The sequence below is a fragment of the Xanthomonas sp. WHRI 8932A genome, from assembly GCF_035012785.1.
In the GTDB taxonomy this organism is placed as follows: Bacteria; Pseudomonadota; Gammaproteobacteria; order Xanthomonadales; family Xanthomonadaceae; genus Xanthomonas.
Window position 1 is genome coordinate 358,875 of the sequence record NZ_JAYGQQ010000002.1, and the last position, 20,944, is coordinate 379,818.

At 64.3% G+C, this 20,944-nt stretch carries 18 protein-coding genes and 1 other RNA gene; 14 read left to right on the forward strand and 5 right to left on the reverse strand.

Annotated features, from left to right (window positions below):
* Positions 1 to 231 precede the first annotated feature (231 nt).
* The 7 genes from VC212_RS04375 (at position 232) to hslU (ending at position 6,264) form a co-directional block, all read left to right on the forward strand.
* Complete coding sequence (locus VC212_RS04375) at positions 232 to 630, forward strand: YbaN family protein (RefSeq protein ID WP_115527006.1); 399 nt, start codon at positions 232 to 234, stop codon at positions 628 to 630.
* 39 nt (positions 631 to 669) lie between these two features.
* Positions 670 to 921, forward strand: coding sequence for a lipoprotein (locus tag VC212_RS04380; protein WP_115512632.1), 252 nt, complete (start codon positions 670 to 672; stop codon positions 919 to 921).
* Positions 911 to 1,762 (forward strand): diaminopimelate epimerase, encoded by an 852-nt coding sequence (gene dapF, locus VC212_RS04385; RefSeq protein WP_323514358.1) that lies wholly within the window; start codon positions 911 to 913, stop codon positions 1,760 to 1,762. The genes VC212_RS04380 and dapF overlap by 11 nt, the downstream gene beginning before the upstream one ends.
* Entirely contained in the window at positions 1,762 to 2,433 is a 672-nt protein-coding gene (locus VC212_RS04390; protein WP_161961578.1) for a DUF484 family protein, read from the forward strand. The genes dapF and VC212_RS04390 overlap by 1 nt, the downstream gene beginning before the upstream one ends.
* 75 nt (positions 2,434 to 2,508) lie before the next feature.
* A complete protein-coding gene (gene xerC, locus VC212_RS04395; protein ID WP_323514357.1) occupies positions 2,509 to 3,411 on the forward strand; it encodes a tyrosine recombinase XerC in 903 nt (300 codons plus the stop codon).
* 816 nt (positions 3,412 to 4,227) lie between these two features.
* Positions 4,228 to 4,779 (forward strand): ATP-dependent protease subunit HslV, encoded by a 552-nt coding sequence (hslV, locus tag VC212_RS04400; protein ID WP_005997221.1) that lies wholly within the window; start codon positions 4,228 to 4,230, stop codon positions 4,777 to 4,779.
* Positions 4,780 to 4,896: 117 nt separating this feature from the next.
* Positions 4,897 to 6,264 (forward strand): ATP-dependent protease ATPase subunit HslU, encoded by a 1,368-nt coding sequence (gene hslU, locus VC212_RS04405; protein WP_115512627.1) that lies wholly within the window; start codon positions 4,897 to 4,899, stop codon positions 6,262 to 6,264.
* A 229-nt stretch (positions 6,265 to 6,493) separates the two neighbouring features.
* On the opposite strand, the gene VC212_RS04410 is transcribed toward hslU, so the two are convergent.
* The 5 genes from VC212_RS04410 to VC212_RS04430 form a co-directional block, all read right to left on the reverse strand.
* A complete protein-coding gene (locus VC212_RS04410; RefSeq protein WP_008571705.1) occupies positions 6,494 to 6,949 on the reverse strand; it encodes a nucleoside deaminase in 456 nt (151 codons plus the stop codon).
* Positions 6,946 to 7,446, reverse strand: a complete 501-nt coding sequence (locus VC212_RS04415; protein WP_115512626.1) for a GNAT family N-acetyltransferase — start codon at positions 7,444 to 7,446, stop codon at positions 6,946 to 6,948. Before VC212_RS04415 ends, VC212_RS04410 begins: the two co-directional genes overlap by 4 nt.
* A 150-nt stretch (positions 7,447 to 7,596) precedes the next feature.
* A non-coding RNA gene (locus VC212_RS04420) (sX9 sRNA) lies at positions 7,597 to 7,671 on the reverse strand.
* Positions 7,672 to 7,754: 83 nt separating this feature from the next.
* Positions 7,755 to 8,843, reverse strand: a complete 1,089-nt coding sequence (locus VC212_RS04425; protein ID WP_323514355.1) for an HlyD family secretion protein — start codon at positions 8,841 to 8,843, stop codon at positions 7,755 to 7,757.
* Positions 8,840 to 10,489 (reverse strand): MFS transporter, encoded by a 1,650-nt coding sequence (locus VC212_RS04430; RefSeq protein WP_323514354.1) that lies wholly within the window; start codon positions 10,487 to 10,489, stop codon positions 8,840 to 8,842. Before VC212_RS04430 ends, VC212_RS04425 begins: the two co-directional genes overlap by 4 nt.
* An 87-nt stretch (positions 10,490 to 10,576) precedes the next feature.
* On the opposite strand from VC212_RS04430, the gene ubiE reads away from it, so the two are divergent.
* The 7 genes from ubiE (at position 10,577) to VC212_RS04465 (ending at position 20,931) form a co-directional block, all read left to right on the forward strand.
* A complete protein-coding gene (ubiE, locus tag VC212_RS04435; protein ID WP_046965330.1) occupies positions 10,577 to 11,338 on the forward strand; it encodes a bifunctional demethylmenaquinone methyltransferase/2-methoxy-6-polyprenyl-1,4-benzoquinol methylase UbiE in 762 nt (253 codons plus the stop codon).
* A gap of 196 nt (positions 11,339 to 11,534) precedes the next feature.
* Positions 11,535 to 12,425: a GGDEF domain-containing protein gene (locus VC212_RS04440; protein ID WP_055850582.1), complete on the forward strand. Its 891-nt coding sequence runs from the start codon at positions 11,535 to 11,537 to the stop codon at positions 12,423 to 12,425.
* A gap of 110 nt (positions 12,426 to 12,535) precedes the next feature.
* Complete coding sequence (locus VC212_RS04445; protein ID WP_323514566.1) at positions 12,536 to 14,485, forward strand: M1 family metallopeptidase; 1,950 nt, start codon at positions 12,536 to 12,538, stop codon at positions 14,483 to 14,485.
* A gap of 464 nt (positions 14,486 to 14,949) precedes the next feature.
* Positions 14,950 to 15,669, forward strand: a complete 720-nt coding sequence (locus VC212_RS04450; RefSeq protein ID WP_115552941.1) for a hypothetical protein — start codon at positions 14,950 to 14,952, stop codon at positions 15,667 to 15,669.
* Between the two features lie 3 nt (positions 15,670 to 15,672).
* Positions 15,673 to 16,302: an HAD family hydrolase gene (locus VC212_RS04455; RefSeq protein ID WP_323514353.1), complete on the forward strand. Its 630-nt coding sequence runs from the start codon at positions 15,673 to 15,675 to the stop codon at positions 16,300 to 16,302.
* Between the two features lie 841 nt (positions 16,303 to 17,143).
* Positions 17,144 to 19,159, forward strand: a complete 2,016-nt coding sequence (locus VC212_RS04460; protein WP_323514352.1) for a methanol/ethanol family PQQ-dependent dehydrogenase — start codon at positions 17,144 to 17,146, stop codon at positions 19,157 to 19,159.
* Positions 19,156 to 20,931: a quinoprotein dehydrogenase-associated putative ABC transporter substrate-binding protein gene (locus VC212_RS04465; protein ID WP_323514351.1), complete on the forward strand. Its 1,776-nt coding sequence runs from the start codon at positions 19,156 to 19,158 to the stop codon at positions 20,929 to 20,931. Before VC212_RS04460 ends, VC212_RS04465 begins: the two co-directional genes overlap by 4 nt.
* Positions 20,932 to 20,944: the final 13 nt, after the last annotated feature.

Consider the following 20,944-nt stretch of genomic DNA (forward strand, 5'->3'; position numbering starts at 1 on the left):
CTGTCGCTTTTGCTCCCCAGTCGTTTGAAAGCACGCTGATTCCCGCAGCCACGCGTGGCTGAAGAGGCGCGCTTTCCGGAGCGCAGAGAGTTTGGGTGCCGTGCTGCCTTTGGCGAGGCGCGCGCGGAGCGGTGCAGCTAGATCGCCAATGCCTCCAGCGGCCCCCGCAGTGCTGCACTAGCAACGCGCAGTTCAGACCACCTCACCCCGCTCTGGTCGTATCATTTGCGCATGACGCGACCGAACCGATTTCGCTGGGCTTGGTGGTTGCTGGCGTATGCCAGCCTGGCGACCGGCATTGTCGGGATCTTTGTGCCGGGGTTGCCGACCACCGTGTTCATCCTGATCTCGGCCTGGGCGGCGTCGCGCGGGTCCGAGCGCTTGCATGGGTGGCTGCTGTCGCATCCGCGCTTCGGGCCGGCGATCGTGGAGTGGCAGACCTATCGGGCGGTCAGTCGCAAGGCCAAGTGGATGGCGACGCTGACGATGACCATCTGCGCCGGCATCATGCTGTGGTGCGTGCCGGTGTTCTGGGTGAAATGCCTGTCGATCGGCAGCATGGCGGTGGTGGCGATCTGGTTGTGGCTGCGTCCGGAGCCGCCACCGCGCGCGCTGCAAACGCCGCACTGAGCGCACGGCAGTCAGGGTGTTCTGGCTATACTTCGCTCCATGAGCATCATGTCCCGACCTTCCGTTCGTCTCGCACTGGTTGGTGCGACCTTTGTCCTGCTTGCCGCCTGCGGTAACAAGGGCCCGCTGGTGATGCCGCAGAAGCCGGTGCCGGTGGAAGCCCAGCCCGTGCCGCAGCCGGATGCGCCGCAACCGCTGGATGAGTCCACGCCTGCGCCTGCGCCGGTGGAGACCGACACCAAGCCCGCATCCACTACCGACCAGCCCGCTAGCAGCGGCAATGAGCGCTGACGGTCGCAGCGAGCGCCTGCGTTTCACCAAAATGCATGGCGCCGGCAACGATTTCGTAGTGCTGGACCTGCGCGATGGCACGCCCCCACCGGACGCGGCGCTGGCAGCACGTCTGGCCGACCGCCACTTCGGGGTCGGTTGCGATCAGATCCTGACCATCGAGCCCCCGCGCAGCGAAGGCGCCGTGGCCGCCTATGGCATCTGGAATTCCGATGGCTCGGCCGCGCGTCAATGCGGCAACGGCGCACGCTGCGTCGCCGCCTGGCTAGTGCGCGATGGAACCGCGCAAGGCGAGCGCTTTATCATCGACAGCCCGGTCACCGCACATGCGGTGGAACACGTGGATGCAGGAACCTATTCGGTGGCCATGGGCGTGCCGCAGTTCGAGCCCACGCAGATTCCGCTGGCCGGGTTTGCGCATGCGCGCGACGAATACGCACTGCCCGTGCATGGCGAGACGGTGCGCTTTGGCGCAGTGTCGATGGGTAACCCGCATGCCGTGCTGGAGGTAGCCCGTGTCGACGCCGCCCCGGTGGAGCGTGTGGGTACCTTGCTGCAACAAAACGCCGCGTTCCCCAATTCGGTCAATGTGGGGTTTGCGCAAGTCGTGGACCCCACGCATGTGCGTTTGCGCGTATTCGAGCGCGGTGTCGGCGAAACGCTGGCCTGCGGCAGCGGTGCGTGCGCGGCTGCGGTGGTGCTGATGCAGCGCGGCCGTGTCGAGCGCGACGTACGCGTGTCGTTGCCCGGCGGCGAGTTGCGGATCCGCTGGCCCGCCGATGCACAGGACGTGGTGATGTCTGGTCCTGCGGTGTTCGTCTTCGATGGAGAGTGGAACTGATGAGCGACAACACGGACAAGTTCGGTGCCCACGAGGTCGCAACGTGGTTGCGTCGCCATCCCACCTTTCTCAAGCAATTCCCCGATCTGGCGGTGAGCCTGTTGGTGCCGCGCGACGACGGCCCCACCGCGTCGCTGGCGACCTATCAGCTGGAAGTGTTGCGCGACAAGAACCGCGAGTTGTCGCGGCGCCTGCACGAGCTGGGCAGCAATGCGCAGGTCAATGAACGGCTGGCGGTGCGCACCCATCAACTCACGTTGGCATTGATGCGCCAGACCACCGTTGCCGACACGCTCAAGGCGATGGCCGCCTCGTTGGCGGAAGATTTCAACGGCGAGCTGGTACGGCTGGTATTGCTCGCACCGGTCGCCGGGCTGGAAGCCGACTGGCTACAGGTGATTGCCGCCGACGATGCGCGCCTGGCACCGTTCCGCGATTGTTTGAGCGATGGCGAGCCGATCTGCGGCCGGCTGCAGGCTGAAAAACATGCACTGCTGTACGCCGACCAGGCCGACGTTGTGCAGTCGACGGCGTTGCTGCCGTTGCCGGGGATTGGCTTGATTGCGGTCGGCAGCAGCGATGCCAACCGGTTTTATCCGGGCATGGGCACCTTGTTCCTGCGCATGATGGGCGAATCGCTCGGCGTGGCGCTGCAGCGTTTCGCAGCGTGATGATGGCGGCAGGCCATGCAGTGCGCGGCCTGCTGCGCACCGCAGTGTGGATGCCACCGCAGCAGGACAGCTGAGATGTCGACGGTCGAAGGCTTTCTGGCGTATCTGCAGGTCGAACGTCAGGTGTCGGCGCACACGCTGGATGCGTATCGACGCGATCTTGCCGCGCTGCTGAGCTGGGCGGCCGAGCCGCAGGACGCGACTGGCGTTCCGTTGGATGTCGCGCAACTGGACAGTGCGCAGCTGCGCCAGTTCGTCGCGTCGGAACACCGGCGCGGGCTGTCGGCCAAGAGCCTGCAGCGGCGCTTGTCTGCATGCCGCAGCTATTACGCCTGGTTGCTCAAGCACGGCCGTATCGCCGCCAGCCCCGCGGCGGCGTTGCGTGCGCCCAAGGCCCCGCGCAAGCTGCCGCAGGTGCTAGACGCCGATGAAGCCGTACGCTTGGTCGAGGTGCCGACCGATGCGCCGCTGGGGTTGCGCGATCGCGCATTGCTGGAACTGTTCTATTCGTCGGGGCTGCGCTTGAGCGAGCTCTGCGCGCTGCGCTGGCGCGATCTGGATCTGGCCAGCGGATTGGTGATGGTGCTGGGCAAGGGCGGCAAACAGCGTCTGGTGCCAGTGGGCTCGCATGCGATTGCAGCCTTGCGCGAATGGCAGCGCGACAGTGGCGGGCGTGCGGAAACGCATGTCTTCCCCGGGCGTGCCGGCGGTGCGATTTCGCAGCGTGCGGTGCAGATCCGCATCAAGCAATTGGCGGTGCGCCAAGGCATGTTCAAGGACGTGCACCCGCACATGCTGCGGCACAGTTTTGCCAGCCATATCCTGGAATCGTCCGGCGACCTGCGTGGCGTGCAGGAGTTGCTCGGTCACTCGGACATCGCTACCACGCAAATCTACACGCACCTGGATTTCCAGCATCTGGCCAAGGTCTACGACGCCGCGCATCCGCGTGCCAAGCGCAAGAAGGTTGCCGAGTGAGCGTTTGCGTGAGCGATGTAATCAGCGTGATTGCATGATTTTCTGGCTGATGTAATCGAGGTAGTGGTGCTGCTGGTCCAGCCATTGCAGCTGATGAAGCGAGTGCAGTGGAGCCCTTGCAGCTGGTAAAGCCATTGCAGCTGATAAGGTCATTGCCGCTGATAAGGCAATTACAGCTGCAATGGTCATTGCAGTTGATAAAGCCACTACAGTCGATAAAGCCAGTCCAGCGCTAAGGCGCGGGTTGCCTAGATGGCAAATAACTCGTGGAAATGCTGCTCTAGCCCCTCTCCCCTCGGGAGAGGGGTTGGGGTGAGGGTTCCTGTGCAGATGCTGCTGGGCGTCTTGGGAAGGGTATTGGAGAGCGTCAGAGCTCGCGGGCGCCCCAGTAAGCTTTTAAAAGCGGCGTGTGAAGTAACCGCGGTTAAACACGGCGACGTTTAAAAGGTGGCTAGAAACGCAGGTGCTCCGAGACATTCCTGCATGTAGAGCGTGTTGACGCTGCGGCGTGCAATCAACGGCGGCGGCCGTACCCTCACCCCAACCCCTCTCCCGCCGGGAGAGGGGCTAAGGCGGGTGGCGTCCGATCACCAGGTTGTGTGGCGATCGGTGTATCCCGCTCGTATCGTGTGCGCAGTGCGCAGTGCGCACTTCGTGCCTTGCACCTTGCACTTCGCACCTTGCTCCTCGCCCGTTCACCCAACGGCCCAATGACCAACTCCTCTCTGCACCACTCTCATCGCTGCGTCCCATCGTCGCAGCGCGCTTGAACCCGGCAAGGGCGTCCCCACCTCTTTGGAAACCCCCGGAGGACCCATGGACCCCAGCCAGAATCCCAACATCGTTCACGCCACCACCATCATTTCGGTTCGACGTGGTGGGCATGTCGCCGTCGCGGGCGATGGCCAGGTCACGCTCGGCCACACCGTCATGAAGGGCAACGCGCGCAAGGTACGCCGGCTCGGTCGCGAGGGTCAGGTGCTGGCCGGGTTTGCCGGTGCTGCGGCCGATGCGTTTACGCTGTTCGAATTGTTCGAGGCCAAGCTCGACAAGCACGGGCAGTTGACCCGCGCCGCCGTGGAACTGGCCAAGGATTGGCGCACCGAGCGCCGCCTTGGCAAGCTCGAAGCATTGCTGGCGGTGGCGGATAAAGAGACCTCGCTGATCATCAGCGGCACCGGCGATGTGATCGAGCCGGAAGACGGCATCATCGCGATCGGTTCCGGCGGCTCCTACGCCTTGTCGGCCGCACGCGCGCTGCTGGCGCACACCGAACTGGATGCCAAGACCATCGCCACCGAGGCGATCAATATCGCTGGCGATATCTGCATCTATACCAATCGCAACGTGGTGGTCGAAGAGCTGTGAATCGGGAGTGGGGAATCGGGAATCGCAACAGCGGTTTCGTCTCCACTCCAACGACATAGGCTGCTGATTTTTGCTCCCACGATTCCCCATTCCCAATTCCCAATTCTCGATTCCCCAATGCCAAATCCCGATAGCTCAACCATGACTCCGCGCGAAATCGTGCAGGAGCTCGACCGTCATATCGTTGGCCAGCACGACGCAAAGCGCGCGGTTGCCATTGCGCTGCGCAATCGCTGGCGGCGCATGCAGTTGCCCGAAGAACTGCGCAACGAAGTGATGCCCAAGAACATCCTGATGATCGGCCCCACCGGCGTCGGCAAAACCGAGATTGCGCGACGTCTGGCAACCCTGGCCAACGCGCCGTTCGTCAAGGTGGAAGCCACGCGCTTTACCGAAGTGGGCTACGTCGGCAAGGACGTGGAGCAGATCATTCGCGATCTGGCCGACACCTCGGTCAAGTTGTATCGCGAGCAGGCCAAGGTGCGCGTGCGCAACCAGGCCGAAGAGCGTGCCGAAGATCGCATTCTGGATGCGCTGCTGCCGCGCCGCGCGGCCGGTATTGGTTTTGATCCGGAAGCCGCACGCAACGAGCCGTCGTCGCAAGATAACGAAACCCGCATCAAGTTCCGCCGCATGCTGCGCAATGGCGAGCTGGACGAGCGCGAAATTGAATTGGATGTCGCGATCAACGCCAGCATGGACATCATGACCCCGCCGGGCATGGAAGAAATGGGCCAGCAGCTGCGCCAGATGTTTTCCAATCTGGGCAGCGGCAAGTCGCAAAAGCGCAAGCTCACCATCAAGGCCGCGCGCCCGCTGTTGATCGAAGAAGAAGCCGGCAAGCTGGTCAACGAAGACGACGTGCGTGCAGCGGCGATCGAAGCCTGCGAGCAGCACGGTATCGTGTTCATCGATGAGATCGACAAGGTCGCCAAGCGTGGCGAAGCCGGCTCCAATGGCGGCGATGTGAGTCGCGAAGGCGTGCAGCGCGATCTGCTGCCGTTGGTGGAAGGTTCCAACGTGTCAACCAAGTACGGCACGGTCAAGACCGACCATATCCTGTTCATCGCTTCTGGCGCGTTCCATCTGGCAAAGCCCAGCGATCTGATTCCGGAGTTGCAGGGGCGCTTCCCGATCCGGGTGGAATTGACTGCGCTGACCAAGGCCGATTTCGTGCGCATTCTCACCGAGCCCAAGGCCGCGCTGATCAAGCAGTACGAAGCCTTGTTGCAGACCGAAGGCGTGACGCTGACCTTCGGTGCGGACGCGGTTGACCGCCTGGCCGAGATTGCGGCACAGGTCAACGAGCGGCAGGAAAATATCGGCGCGCGCCGTCTGCACACCGTGCTTGAGCGGCTGCTCGATGTGCTGAGTTACGAAGCGCCGGATCGCGACGGCCAGAGCGTGACTGTCGATGCGGCGTATGTCGATGCACAGCTCGGCGAGCTGGTGCAGGATCCGGATCTGAGTCGCTACATCCTCTGATCGCAGCGCACGGCAACCTGCGCGCTGGATGAGACGCACCAAATGGAAAAAGACCCGCCAGTTGGCGGGTCTTTTGTTTCTAGCAGTGCACCTAGATCAACGTACGCCTTGGCGCTGGTTGGCGCGATAACTACGGATCAACACAGCACCCAGGTGCGCTTCGGCATGACAGCTGGATTGCCCACTGCCTGTCACCGCGTGCTGCCGCGCAATCGATTGACCGGTGCGCTCAGTCCTCGCCGATGTCCTCGTTCCACACATCCGGGTTGGCGGAAATATAGCCGCCCAGCAGGTCGATGCATTCCTGGCTTTGCAGGTCGATGACGTTGACGCCGTGCTCGCGCAGCCAGGCGATGCCACCCTGGAAGGTGACCGACTCGCCGACCACCACGGTGCCGATATTGAACTGTCGCACCAGTCCGCTGCAGTACCAGCATGGCGCCAGCGTGGTGACCATGATGGTGTCTTTGTAGCGGCGCTGACGGCCGGCCTTGCGAAAGGCATCGGTTTCGCCATGCACCGACGGGTCGTTTTCCTGCACGCGACGATTGTGGCCGCAGCCGAGCAGGCGCCCGTCGTTGTGATACAGCGCCGCACCAATCGGGATGCCGCCTTCGGCCAGGCCCTGGCGGGCTTCGGTGATGGCGGTGTCGAGCAATGCGCGGTAGTCGGGGGTGGTGATCATGCGGACTCCAAAGTGGCCGCGCCGGCAGGGCGCAGCATGTCGAGATGCGGGATGCCGTCTTCCAGATACGGCGCGGACGATGGCGCGAAGCCATGCGCAGCGTAGAACGGTTGCAGGTGCGCTTGCGCACCGAGTTGAATCGCGCTGCCCGGCCAGTGCGTGTGCACCAAGCGGATGCCTTCGCGCAACAGCGCATGGGCCAACCCGGTGCCGCGATACGCGGCAGCGACCACCACACGGCCGATGCTGGGTTCGGCATAACGCAGGCCCGGCGGTAGCACGCGCAGGTAGGCCGCCAACGCAGTGGTGTGGGTGGTGCCCAGCACATGCAGTACGCCGGGATCGGTGTCCTTGCCATCCAGTTCCGGGTAGGCGCACTGCTGCTCCACCACGAACACATCCGTGCGCAGTTGCAGCAGCGCGTACAACTGCATCGTGCTCAGCTGCGTAAAGCGCAGTTGCTGCCAGTGCAAGGGATGCGTTGGTGTAGAGGGCATCGGCGCATGATAACGGCATCGCCCGCGCACGGCAGACAGAGAAGCGCTACGCGTACAAGAAGCACTCCTGGCGAATGGGGGCATCAGCGCTGAGGCACAAAAGGACCATCCTCGATGTTGTCCGCGTCTGCCGCCCAGGTCGCGTGGAGCGCCTAAAAACGTAGCGTGCAGTCGTCAGCTAGGGGTGGACGACGCACTCGGAACCGCAATGTACGAGTGGCCCATGCTGCGCGGGGCACCGGCCACGCCCGCTGGCAGGTTGCGCAGTCGGTTTGTTAGCCGCTCTTGGCGCGTGGCGTCGGCAGCGCTCAATCGGCCGCGCTGTCGGTATCGACCGCCACCACGACCGACATGCCCGGGCGCAGACGCGGCGCCAGCGATTGGCCGGGATCGACGCTGATGCGTAGCGGAATGCGCTGGGCGATCTTGACGAAATTACCGGTGGCGTTGTCGGCCGGCAGTACGCTGAATTCCGAGCCGGCGGCCGGAGAGATTTCCTGCACGCGGCCATGCAGGCGCGCGTTGTCCAGCGCATCCACGGTAAAGCTGGCGCGCTGCCCGATGCGGATCTTCGCCATCTGGGTTTCCTTGAAATTGGCCACGATCCACAGTGTGTCCGGCACCAGCGACATCAACTGCGTGCCGTTGGTGACATAGGCGCCCTGACGCACGCCGAGCTGGCCGAGCTGACCATCGCGCGGGGCCACGATGCGCGTGTTGTCCAGATTGATCTGCGCCAGTTGCACCGCCGCCTGCGCATTGGCAACGGCCGCTTCCAGCGCTGCGCGATTGACGGTGACGCTGCGCGCATTTTCTTCGGCGGCCTGCACCGACGCACGCGCCTGCGCCACGCCAGCGTCGGCTTGCGCGCGCGCGGCAAAGGCGGTGTCGCGGTCCTGTTCGGATACCAGTTTCTGGTTGGCCAGCTGTTGCGTACGCGCATATGCCGAGCGGGTGCGATCGCGCAGCGCCTGATTGCTGCTCAGCGCTGCGCGTTGTTCGGCAATGGTCGCGTCCGCGCCATGGCGTTGCTGCTCCCAGTTGGCGAGATTGGCCTGCGCGGTCTGCACTTGCGCCTTGGCCTGTTCGAGCTGCTGGGCGTAGATGCGATTGTCGATGGTGGCCAGCAGCTGGCCGCGTGTGACATGCGCAAAGTCCTGCACCGTGACGTCGGTGACATAGCCGCTGACCTGCGGAGCGATCACGGTGATCTGTCCGTGCACCATGGCGTTTTCGGTGCGCTCGGTCGCGCTGACGAACGGTGGCAGCCGCCATGCGTACAGCACCAGCGCCACGCCGATCAGGGCGAGCCCGCCAAAGCCAATCGCGCCGGTGATGCGACGGCGGCGACGACGGGCGCGCTCGGAGGCGGCAGTGTGATCGGTAGATGTGTTCATGGGCGCGCAGTGGAAGCAGGAGGAGAGGGTGACACGGAAGGACGCAGATAGCGTCGCCACACCAGCACGGACAGGATCCACACCCCGGTGGCGATGGCGATACAGCCGATCAGCAGAAACACGTCGTTATAGGCCAGCACATTGGCTTCGCGCGTGGCCACGCTGCCGAGTGCACGCACGCCCTGCGCCTGGCGCAGCGTGGGGTCGCCGATGCTGCGGCCATACAGGCTGGCATACGCCTGCACGCGCGCGGCCACCTGCGGGTCGGTCAAGACCAGATGCTCGACCAACTGACTGGAATGGTATTTCTCGCGCAGGATCTGCACGCTGCCGAGCAGGGCGCTGCCGAGCAGCCCACCCATGTTCTGCGCCATGCCGAACAGCACGATGAAGCTGATCAGATTGCCGGGTTGCGCAATCACCCGGCCAAGCCCGGCCACCATTGCCGGGCCGATAAAGAACGTGCTGCCGAAGGCGAGCAGGAACTGGCTGACGTACATCTGCTCCGGGCGGGTGAGGCTGGTGGCATCGGCATCCATGAAGCAGCCGAGACAGATCGCCGCCACGGCGATGATCAGATGCTCGGCGATGCGCGCCGGATTGATCAGCCATGCGCTGGCGGCCACTCCAGCGACCGCGCCCAGCAACATCAGCGCGAACAACGTCTGCAACTGATCGTTGGCCAGGCCCAGGGTCTGGAAGAAGCCGATCGCGCCGGTGCTTTGTTCCGACAGCACCAGCCGAATCAGCAGAATCGCCAGTCCCAACCGCAGCATGTCCGCGCTGGCCAGCCAACGCGTGTTGATCATCGGGTTGCGGCGGTTGTGTTCGATCCAGGCCGCCATGCACAGCAGCACGATGGACAGCGCCAGCACCACGCCCAGCCATGGCGTGCTGGTCCACCACAGCAGCCGGCCCAGCGACAGCACCGCAGCCAGCCCGGCCGCGCCGGCCGCAAACAAGGGGAAGGTGACGAAATCCAGCGGTTCGAACACCCGGTAGCGGTCGCTTGGCGGCAACTTGAGCGCCAGCACGCAGGCCAGCGCGAAGATCGCCAGCCCGAATTCGAACAGGTACAAGCCCTGCCACTGCCCGAATTCCAGCAGGTCGGTGGAGAACACCCGCGCCAGCGGCAACGCCAACTGGGTCACACCCAGGCCCAGCACCACTGCCTTGAGTCGATACTTGCTGGGAAATGCCTGGATCACGTAATACAGGCCCAGCGAGCTGAGTGCCGCGCCAACCAACCCATGCGCCGCGCGCACGGTGATCGCCGAGCTCAGGCTGTGCACGAACAAGTGCGCCAGCGCGATGGCCGCATACAGCGCCAAAAAAATCTCGGTGAAGCGGCGCAGCCCGTACTGCTGGCGAAACTTCACCAGCAACAGATTGGCCGACATGTTGGTCATCACGTAGGCGGCCGGCAGCCAGGCCATTTCGGTGGCGTAGGCGCCCAGGGTGCCCTGCAGATACGGCAGGTTGGCGGTGACCAGCGCATTGCTCAGCCCGCCGGTCAGCGCCACCACCACGCCGACCAGGCCGTACTGGATGCGGCGCCAGGTCGGGTGCAGCGGCGTGGACGCCGACCCCGGCAGGGTGGGCTTTTCGTGGGGCTGCCAGTCGCGTGGGGCGTACTTGTCGGGCACGCAATGCTCGCAGGGCCGGTTGCGGAAGAGTTCGCGATTGTGGTCCCGTTGCGGTCATGGCGGCGTCAGCAGTGCGATAATCCAGGCATGAGCGAATCTCCCTATACCTCCGGCACCACCCATTTCGGCTTTCGCGATGTCGCTGCCAAGGACAAGCAGAAGCTGGTCGGCGAAGTGTTCACCTCGGTCGCGCGCAACTACGACCTGATGAACGATCTGATGAGCCTGGGCGTCCACCGCGCATGGAAACGCTACTTCGTGGCGACCGCGCAGGTGAAGCCGGGCGACCGTGTGCTGGATCTGGCCGGCGGCACCGGCGACATCGCCGTGCTGCTCAAGGAGCGCGTCGGCGATGAAGGCGCCGTGGTACTGGGCGACATCAACGCCGGCATGTTGTCGGTGGGCCGCGACCGCCTGACCAATCGCGGCCTGGTGGCGGGCTTCGACTACGTGCAATGCAACGCCGAAGCCCTGCCGTTCCCGGATCAGAGTTTCGATCTGGTGACCATCTCCTTTGGCCTGCGCAATGTCACCGACAAGGACGCCGCACTGCGCGAGATGTATCGCGTGTTGAAGGTGGGCGGCCAGGCGCGCGTACTGGAATTTTCCGAAGTCACCGCCGAGTGGTTCAAGCCGATCTACGACTTCCACTCGTTCAAGATTCTGCCCAAGCTGGGCCAGTTGTTCGCACGCGATGCCGACAGCTACCAGTATCTGGCCGAAAGCATCCGCAAGCACCCGCCGCAGGATTCGCTCAAGGGCATGATGGGCGAGGCCGGGTTTGCACGCTGCCACTACAAGAATCTGACCGGCGGCATCGTGGCGATTCATTCCGGTTACAAGATCTGAATCCCGCCCGCGGCTGATGGCCGACGTGGCGCGTGCATCACGTGCCACTTCTTGTAATTCAGGGGCATCGCTTGTGTTCGCTTGATACGGCCTCGCTACTCGCAGGCACGTGCGCACCAACGAATTTCTGAGACTTTCGTCGCGTTGGCTCCACCATCTGTCGGCGACACTAGGCGCTCTTTTGTCGGAGAGTTGGATGCGCTTATACGCCGGGCTCTCGCGCGTGTTTCCCCGTTCCTTCAGCGCCAAGTTGCTGGCGGTGACCTTTGTCGGGATTCACCTGCCGCTGCTGTTGTTGATCGCGTGGCTGGCATCGCAAAGCGAGCTGGAAGGGCAGCTGTTGTGGTCAGTGATCATCGTCGCCCTGCTGGCCACGCTGGCGGGCACCGCCTTGACGCTGTCTGCCTTGTATCGCCTGCTGGCGCCGTTGCGCATCGCCGCCGATGCGCTGGATACCTACTACGCCGATCAACGTCTGCCCAGCCTGCCGGAGCATGGCGACGATGAGCTGGGGCGCCTGCTGCGCGGGATCAATCGCAGCCTGCGCGGGATCGACGCCGGTATGCGCGATCTCAAGAAGCATGCCCTGTTCGATCCACTCACCGAGGCGCTGAACCGGCGCGGCTGCGAACAGGCAATGCGCGATTCGGTCACCGCCTCCCAACGCGAAGGTTGGCCGTTCGTGTTGTTCGTGCTGGACATGGACAACCTCAAGCAGATCAACGACCGCTTCGGGCATCTGGCCGGCGACCGCGTGCTGGTGCGTTTGGTGGAGTCGGCCTACGGCTGGCTGGGCGCGCAGGACTGGATCGGACGCTGGGGCGGCGATGAATTCCTGATCGGCGTGCACGCCAGCGAAGACGAGGCCACGCTCAAGCTCAATCAGTGGCTGTCGATGCTCGAACGCGAAGACGGCGAAGAAGCGCCGTTGCATCTGAGCGCCGGCAGCGCGGTCTGCGAGCAAGGCGTGGACGCCACCGAGCTGTATCGGCGCGCGGATGCGGCGATGTATCGCGCCAAGTTTTCTGGCGGCCGGCGTTTGGTGCGCGACGGCCACGACACCTCGCGCATTCATCCGGTGACGTAAGCGCCGACGAGGCGGTACAGCGGCAATCTGCAAGCGGTTGTTGCCGACTGCACGGGCAGGCATCGGCGCGGAGCGCTAAAATGTCCGATTCCCTTGCTGCGGTGCCGTCGATGCGCTTCCCGTACCTGTCGCTGTCCCTGGCCGTCTCCATTGCGCTGGCCGGCTGTTCCAACGAATCCACATCGCCGGCTGCCACCACCGCTGCGCCGGCCGCCACCGCCAAGGCCCCCGTGAAAGCAGACGCCCGCAACCACGACGAAAGTTCCTACGCCCAGCCCGACCAGGTGGTCATCAAGGACCTGGCGCTGGACCTGAAGCTGGATTTCGACAGCAAGCAGATCGGCGGCACCGCGACCTACACGCTGGAGTGGAAGAACAAGTCCGCCAAACAGCTGGTGCTGGATACGCGCGAACTGAGCATCGCGCAGGTGCAGGCCGACGATGGCAAGGGCGGCTTGTCGCCATTGCAATTTGCGCTGGCGCCGGTCGACAAGACCTTCGGCAGCAAGCTCACCATCGAAACCCCGAACCAGCCAGGCAAGGTCGTGATCACCTATCACACTGCGCCGACCGCGTCGGGCCTGCAGTGGCTGGAGCCGTCGATGACCGAAGGCAAGCAGCTGCCTTTCATGTTCAGTCAGTCGCAGGCGATCCACGCGCGCAGCTGGGTGCCGCTGCAGGACACCCCGAGCGTGCGCTTCACCTATAGCGCGCACGTGACCTCGCGCCCGGACGTGATGGTGCTGATGAGCGCCGACAACGACCCCAAGGCCGCGCGCGATGGCGATTACAGCTTCAAGATGCCCGAGCCGATTCCGTCCTATCTGCTGGCCATTGCCGCCGGCGATGTGGTGTTCAAGCCGATTTCCGCGCGCTCGGGCGTGTGGGCCGAGCCGTCGATGGCCGACAAGGCCGCCAAGGAATTCGAAGACACCGAAAAGATGATCGGTGCCGCCGAAAAACTCTACGGCCCGTATCGCTGGGGCCGTTACGACATGCTGGTGCTGCCGCCGTCGTTCCCGTTCGGCGGCATGGAAAATCCGCGCCTGACCTTCGCCACGCCCACCGTGATCGTCGGCGACAAGTCGCTGGTGTCGCTGGTCGCGCATGAGTTGGCGCATAGCTGGTCCGGCAATTTGGTGACAAACGCCAGCTGGAAGGACATCTGGCTCAACGAAGGCTTTACCACTTACGTGCAGGGCCGCATCACCGAAGCGTTGTACGGCGCGGAAATGGCCGAGATGGAGCGCGAGATCGACCAGGGCGATCTGCTGGCCGAAGTGAAAGACATGCCGCCAGCCGACCAGACTCTGGCCCTGCCGCCGCTGGCGCAGCGCGACCCCGACGAAGCCTTGAGCCAGGTGGCCTACGTCAAGGGCGCGTGGTTCCTGCAGTTCCTGGAGCAGCGTTTTGGCCGTGAGGTGTTCGACCCGTTCCTGCGTGGCTGGTTCGACGATCACGCGTTCCAGAGCGCGACCACCGACCAGTTCGTCGATTATCTGCAGAAGAACCTGCTCGCCAAGCATCCCAACACGGTCAGCGCTGCTGAGGTGGATGCCTGGTTGAAGCAGCCGGGCATCCCGGCGTTTGCGGCCAAGGCACGCTCGCGCAGCTTCTCGATCGTGGACACCGCGCGTATCGCCTGGAGTGGTAGCGCCACGCTGCCCAACAAGCAGGTCACCAGCGAATGGGGCACGCAGGAATGGGTGCATTTCCTCAGCGGCATGGGCGCCACCTTGAAGCCCGAACAGCTCAAGCAGCTGGACGATGCCTATCACTTCACCGGCACGCCGAACGGCGAGATCGCGATGCGCTGGTATCCGTTGGCGATCCGCAGCGGTTACACCGACGCACGTCCTGCCGCCGGTGAGTTCATCGAGCGGGTGGGCCGCCGCAAGTTGGTGTTGCCGATCTACGCCGAACTGTTGAAGACCCCGGATGGCATCGCGTTTGCCGAACAGGCCTTCGAAAAAGCCAAGCCCAGCTATCACCCGATCACCACCGCCTCGGTGGCCGAGATGATTGCCAAGGCCAAGGCAGCACCGCCAGCGCAACCGTGATGGCAGGGGAGGGCGTTGCGGACGCCCTCCCGTCGCGGCCCAAACCCCGCCGCGTAGGAGCGCACCCGGGCGCGATGAGGCATTACCAGTAAAGCCCCGTCGCGCCCGGGTGCGCTCCTACGTTTGCCGATTGATGCCGAAGTGCTGAAGACCCCGGACGGCAGTGCATTCGCCGGACAGGCCTTCGAAAAAGCCAAGCCAGCTATGCCAGCGCAGCCGTGATGGCAAGGGAGGACGTTGCGGACGCCCTCCCGTCGCGGCGCAACCCCGCCGTAGGAGCGCAACCCCCGCTGTAGGAGCGCACCTGGGCGCGATGAGGCATTTACCGGTAAAGCCCCATCGCGCCCAGGTGCGCTCCTACGGGTCCGGTGGTGGTGCGGTCACTGCGACATCTATCGCCCTGCCGATCTATCGCACATGGACAGGCTGGTATCGTTGCCGCTGAATTCGCCCTGGAGTCGACGATGAAGTATCTGTTGAGCGCGGTCTTGTGCGTCGCGGCCCTGAGTGGCTGTACCGACCGCGAGGCGCAACGCAAGGCGCAGGAAACCGCGCAGGCGCAGGCAAAAGAAACCCAGGCCGATGCGCTCGCCAAGCAATACGACGAAGCCGTCCAGGCGCAGAACTGGGACATGGCGCGCGCACATGGCGCGGCCTTGCTCGAAGGCTATGCCGGTACGGCGGCCGCAACGCGCATCGAACCCGGGTATGCCGACATCAAGGCCAAGGGCGAACAGGCGCGCGAGTTGCGCCGCATGCAGGCGCTTTGGCAGTACTCGCAGGTGCCCGCAAAGGGCGGCACGCAGCGCTCGGCCATGATCGATGCCAAGGAGCGCGTGGATGTGGATGGCAGCGGTCCCAAGCCGGTGAGCCTGGTGTTCCGCGATCATCCGCAGTGGAAGCGTCACAGCTATCTCGTGCTCAAGGCCGGCGACTTCAATTGCTACGGCGGCTGCAAGGTGCAGGTCTCCGCCGATGGCGGCGCACCACGCGCGATGGCCGCGCATCGCCCCGACACCGACGAGGCGATCGCCATGTTCATCGACGACGACAAGGCGTTGTGGAAAGTGGTGCGCAACGCCAAGCGCATCAGCATCGCTTTCCCGGTCAAGGCCGGCGGCACGCGGACTGCGGAGTTCGACGTGGGCGGGCTGGATACCGCCCAGATGCCGGGCTGGAAATAATTCATGGATGGCGCAAGCGCAGCCCGACTACCGTTGTCCGCCTACCGGCATTGGGTGTTCGACATGGATGGCACGCTCACTGTGCCGGTGCACGATTTCGCGTTGATCCGGCGCGAGCTTGAGATCCCGCCCGATGCCGACATCCTGCACCACCTGGCCGCATTGCCCGCCGAGCAGGCGCAGGCCAAGCACGCCTGGTTGCTGGAGCACGAGCGCGTCCTGGCTGAAGCGGCCCAGCCAGCGCCCGGCGCGCAAGAAGTGGTGCGCGCGCTGCACGCCAATGGCTGCCGCCTCGGCGTGCTGACCCGCAACGCACGCAGCCTGGCGCAGATAACGCTGGAGGCGATCGGCCTGGGCGATGCCTTCGCCTGGGACGACGTTGTCGGCCGCGACGAGGCCGCGCCCAAGCCCGCACCCGACGGCCTGCAGTATTTCCAGCAGCGGTGGGCAGTGAGCGCCACTGCATTGCTCATGATTGGCGACCACCACAACGACCTGGCCTGCGGCCGCGCCGCTGGCGCAGCGACCGTGCTGGTCAACACCCCTGGCGACCCCTGGCCCGGCCTGGCCGATTGGCGCCTGCGCGATTGCAGCGAACTGTTACAGCGCTGGCAGGCCCGCGTAGACGGCTGACGTTGGATCAGTCGCGTCTCGGCGCCGGGAGAGCAAGGACGCTTGACCGCCTTGTACACGTCGATAAACCAATCGCCCCTCTCCCCACGGGCGAGGGGTTGGGTGAGGGTGCAGGGGCGAAGCCCTGGTGCCGCTTCAACTGCATGGGCTACGCCCGTACCCTCATCCGCCCCTTCGGGGCACCTTCTCCCGAGGGGAGAAGGAACAGACGTGTGCTCCCGAGGGTAGAGGAATAAATGCGTGGCGCCGCGCTCTAGCCCCTCTCCCTGCGGGAGAGGGGTTGGGGTGAGGGTACGGACCAAGCGCAGTCCGTCAGATCCCCAGGATCTCGCTTCAAAAGCGCACGACGGCAAACGCATCGACGGCGGTAGCAGGGCACCCCTCGTCCGCCCTTCGAGCGCATTCCTCCAACGGCAAAACAAACGCAGGTGTCGGCGTGCTCGGCTCGTTGTCGTTGTCGTTACTGGTGCAGCAACGTCGCCAATTCGATGCCATCTCATTCGCCGCCATCTCCAGAAACCCCTAGGCTCCGGAAAACGTCTGGCGTCGTACCGACCAGGTGTCTCTACCGCGTACCACCGAAGCGCCTCCGCCCAATCTGTTCCATCGCTGCTACAGCACGCTCGGCGCAAAGTGTGCCAAATCCGATACAGCTCTCGCGCGGCATTCACTGCGTCCATACAAAGCCCTGACACAGCAAGGTGCTGCGACGCAACAACGCACTGGCACGCGCTGTGCTCTGTCCTATCGCGGTACCCACCCGTTTGCGCCGTCGTTGCGTGCATCAAACGCCAGTGGCTGTTCGTTCGATTGGATTGTTCACCGAGAGGGGTAGACGCATATGCACCAATCTTCCTGTCGCAGCGTCCGCAGCGGCGCGCTGCTGATGCTTGCGCTGAGCGCTGTGTTGGCCGGTTGCAAAAAAGAAACGCCGGCAGAAACCGCCGCGCCCGCACCTGCAGCCACACCCGCCGCGGCGCCAGCCGCCGCCGTGGTCGATACCGATAGCGAATTCACCGCCAACGCCAGCAATGCCGACAACTGGGGTGGCGTGGGTCGCGATTTCGCATTAACCCGGCACAGCCCGCTAGCCGAAATCAATCGCGACAACGTCAAGAATCTGAAGATGTCGTGGGAAATGAAGACCGACGCCACGCGCGGCCACGAAGGCCAGCCGCTGGTGATCGGCAGCATCATGTACATGGTCAGCGCGTATCCGAACAACGTATTCGCGATCGACCTGGCCGCGCAGGAGGACGGTGGCAAGGTGTTGTGGAAATACACCCCGCAACAGGACGAACGCTCAGTGGCGGTGGCCTGCTGCGATACCGTCAACCGCGGTGCGTCGTATGCCGATGGCAAGCTGGTGTTCGGCAGCCTGAGCGGCGATGTGATTGCGCTCGATGCCAAGACCGGCAAGGAAGTGTGGAAGCAGAAACTCGCGCACCCGGACAAGGGCGAAACCATCACCATGGCTCCGATCATCGCCGATGGCAAAGTGGTGGCCGGCATCAGCGGTAACGAGTTCGGCGTGCTCGGGCGCGTGGCGGCTTACAACCTGTCCGATGGCAAGCAGTCATGGTCCTGCGATGCCGCCGGTACCGACAAGGCGATCTGCCTGGGCCCGGACTTCAATAAGGCCAATCCGCAACACGGCCAGCTCGGCGATCTGGGTATCAAGACCTTCCCGAACGACGAATGGAAGCGCGGTGGCGGTGCGGCCTGGGGCTGGTACAGCTACGACCCGAAGTTGAAGCTGGTCTATTACGGCACCGGTAATCCCGGTCTGTGGAGCCCGTCGTATCGCTGCGGAAAGACCTCGCATGAGGAGTGCAACAACGGCGAGCACGACAATAAGTGGTCGATGACGCTGTTCGCGCGCAAGATCGATACCGGCGAAGCGGTGTGGGGCTATCAGAAGACCCCGTTCGACCAGTGGGATTACGACGGCATCAACGAGCCGATCCTGGTCGATCTGACCATCGACGGCAAGGAAGTTCCATCGGTGGTGCAGTTCGATCGCAACGGCTTTGCCTACGTGCTCGATCGCCGCGACGGCACCTTGCTGCGCGCGCACAAGTTCGTGCCGGCCAACTGGGCCGAACGCATCGACATGAAGACCGGTCGCCCGGTGAAAGTGGCGGCGCATTCCCCGCTGGAACGCGGCAAGAAAGTGCAGGCATTCCCGTCGGCAATGGGCGGCAAGGATCAGCAGCCGTGCTCGGTGGATCCGGCCAATACGGCGGTGTTTTTCTGCGGTACCAATAACTGGCACATGGAACTGGAACCGCAGGAACGCGGCAACACCATGATGGGCCTGCCGTATGTATTCGCCAACGTGATGATGAAGCCCAATGAGCCGGGCGCTCTGGGTATCGTCAAGGCGTTCGACGTGGTGGAAGGCAAGTCCAAGTGGGAGATCAAGGAAAAGTTCCCGGTGTGGAGCGGCACCCTGGTCACCGATGGCGGGCTGGTGTTCTACGGCACGCTCGACGGCTGGTTCCGTGCGGTGGACAAGGACACCGGCAAGAAGCTGTGGGAGATGAAGCTGCCGTCCGGCATCATCGGTAACCCGATCGCGTACAAGGCCAATGGTCACCAGTACGTGGCGGTGTTCTCGGGCATTGGTGGCTGGATCGGTCTGCCGGTGGCTGCCGGTCTGGATCCGGCCGATCCGTACGGCGCGCTGGGTGCTGCCGGGCTGGCGTTCGGCGCCGGCTTCGACAAGATCCCGCTCGGTGGCATGGTGCACACCTTCCGTATCGATGGCGCCGGCAAGACGGTGACCGCCACGGCAACCGCTACTGCGGCCGCCGGTGGTGGCACCGCAAATGCAGCAGCGAAGACTGCACGATGAGATCCACGCAAGGCGTTGGACGCACACGTCGGCAGGTCACTGCCGGCGTGTGCGGCATGACCCGGCACCTGCGCAAGGTGCTGGTGGTTTGCAGCCTCGGACTCGTCGCCGCAGGTTGCACACGCGAGCCGTCTTCACCGACGGCTCGCGCTTCTGATTCCGATGCGGCGCCCGCAGCGGCGCCTGCATCCACTGCAGCGCCAACCTCCGCGCAGACGCCTGCAAACACGCCGCCGCCTGCGCCCGATCCGACGGTGCTGCGTGTGTGTGCCGATCCGGGCAACATGCCGTTGTCCAACAAGGCTGGCGAAGGCTTCCAGAACAAGATTGCACAAGTCGTCGCCGATGCGATGGGCCGTCGCCTGGAATACGAATGGCGCACCTATTACCAGCGCGGGCTGGCGCGCAGCACCATCAACGCCGGCCGCTGCGATCTGCTGATGGATCTCAACAGCGACTTCGAGCAGGGCCTGACCACACGCCCGGTGTATCGCTCGGCCTATGTGCTGGTGACGCGCAAAGGGTTGAATCTGGTGCCGACGTCGCTGGACGATCCAGCGTTGAAAAAACTGCGGCTGGGTGTGTTTCAGAGCTCGCCCGCGCGCCAGGCCCTGTACGAGCACGGCATCAGTGGCGAAGTGCAATACCTGTTCTACGACTCGGCCACCGCACCGGAAGAACATCCGGGCAAGCTGGTGGAGCGAGTGGCCGCCAATGAACTGGATGCAGCCGAATCCTGGGGCCCGGTGGCCGGTTACTACGCTGCGCGTAGCAATCTGGGCGTGGTGCCGTTGAACACCATCGACGACGCGGTACTGGAATACTCGATGGCGTGGGCGGTGTCGCGCAAAAACGCCGCATTGCGCGATGCGCTGAACACTGCGCTGCAAGACAATGCGGTAAAGATCGCCGAGATCTTGCGCAGTTATCACGTGCCGCTGGTGCGTTGCAGCGAGTGCATCGTGGCTGGCGATCTGCCGTCGCATGGGCCGTACGCCACACCGACCTCCGCCTCGACTGCGCCGAGCCCTGCTGCGTCGTCGCAGGAGCTGGCGCAGTTGCAGTTACGCATCGCCGATGGTGCTGACCCCAACCAGGAGCTGGCGCATGCGCTGGATGCCGGCGACGCAGTGCGTGCGGCCTGGTTGTTGCGGCATGGCGCCGATGCCAACACGCCCAACCTGCTCGGTGAGCCGCCATTGCATCAGGCCATCCGCAATCAGGAACCGGATCTGGTCGGCCTGTTACTGGATGCCGGCGCGCGCCTGGATGCGCGCGATGCCAGCGGTTGGACTGCGCTGATGAAAGCCGCATGGGCCAACGATGCCGATAGCGTGACCCGGCTGGTGGGCAAACGCGCGCCTGTCGATACGGTGTCCGGCGATGGCTGGAGCGCACTGGATCTGGCGGTCTCGTATGCCGACGCCAGCGTGGTGCAGGCACTGCTGGCCGCGGGGGCGAATGTGAAGCGTGCCAATCCCACCGGATTCACCCCGGTGATGTTCGCAGTGGCGCGCGACGACCCCGCCATTCTCGATGCGCTGGTTGCACGCGGCGCCGACGTGGGACATGCCAATCAGGCGGGTGTCACCGCCTTGATGCTGGCCGCAGCCGCCGGGCGCGAGGACGTAGCCAAGCGTCTGCTGGCGGCCGGTGCCGACCCTGCGGCGCGCAACCGCGATGGCAAGACCGCCGCGACATTGGCGAAGGACCGCGGCGATGCCGCGTTGTCTGCACTGCTCAGCGAGGCCAAGCGCCCTTCCAGACGCTGAGCGTTTCATCCAC

Excerpts from the sequence above, each read along its gene's own strand:
- VC212_RS04380 (WP_115512632.1), top strand. The coding sequence starts at position 670 with ATGAGCATCATGTCCCGACCTTCCGTTCGTCTCGCACTGGTTGGTGCG.
- dapF (WP_323514358.1), top strand. The coding sequence starts at position 911 with ATGAGCGCTGACGGTCGCAGCGAGCGCCTGCGTTTCACCAAAATGCAT.
- ubiE (WP_046965330.1), top strand. The coding sequence starts at position 10,577 with ATGAGCGAATCTCCCTATACCTCCGGCACCACCCATTTCGGCTTTCGC.
- VC212_RS04445 (WP_323514566.1), top strand. The coding sequence starts at position 12,536 with ATGCGCTTCCCGTACCTGTCGCTGTCCCTGGCCGTCTCCATTGCGCTG.
- VC212_RS04390 (WP_161961578.1), top strand. The coding sequence starts at position 1,762 with ATGAGCGACAACACGGACAAGTTCGGTGCCCACGAGGTCGCAACGTGG.
- VC212_RS04455 (WP_323514353.1), top strand. The coding sequence starts at position 15,673 with ATGGATGGCGCAAGCGCAGCCCGACTACCGTTGTCCGCCTACCGGCAT.
- hslU (WP_115512627.1), top strand. The coding sequence starts at position 4,897 with ATGCCAAATCCCGATAGCTCAACCATGACTCCGCGCGAAATCGTGCAG.
- VC212_RS04375 (WP_115527006.1), top strand. The coding sequence starts at position 232 with ATGACGCGACCGAACCGATTTCGCTGGGCTTGGTGGTTGCTGGCGTAT.
- VC212_RS04450 (WP_115552941.1), top strand. The coding sequence starts at position 14,950 with ATGAAGTATCTGTTGAGCGCGGTCTTGTGCGTCGCGGCCCTGAGTGGC.
- hslV (WP_005997221.1), top strand. The coding sequence starts at position 4,228 with ATGGACCCCAGCCAGAATCCCAACATCGTTCACGCCACCACCATCATT.
- VC212_RS04460 (WP_323514352.1), top strand. The coding sequence starts at position 17,144 with ATGCACCAATCTTCCTGTCGCAGCGTCCGCAGCGGCGCGCTGCTGATG.
- VC212_RS04440 (WP_055850582.1), top strand. The coding sequence starts at position 11,535 with ATGCGCTTATACGCCGGGCTCTCGCGCGTGTTTCCCCGTTCCTTCAGC.
- VC212_RS04410 (WP_008571705.1), bottom strand. The coding sequence starts at position 6,949 with ATGATCACCACCCCCGACTACCGCGCATTGCTCGACACCGCCATCACC.
- VC212_RS04425 (WP_323514355.1), bottom strand. The coding sequence starts at position 8,843 with ATGAACACATCTACCGATCACACTGCCGCCTCCGAGCGCGCCCGTCGT.
- xerC (WP_323514357.1), top strand. The coding sequence starts at position 2,509 with ATGTCGACGGTCGAAGGCTTTCTGGCGTATCTGCAGGTCGAACGTCAG.
- VC212_RS04415 (WP_115512626.1), bottom strand. The coding sequence starts at position 7,446 with ATGCCCTCTACACCAACGCATCCCTTGCACTGGCAGCAACTGCGCTTT.
- VC212_RS04465 (WP_323514351.1), top strand. The coding sequence starts at position 19,156 with ATGAGATCCACGCAAGGCGTTGGACGCACACGTCGGCAGGTCACTGCC.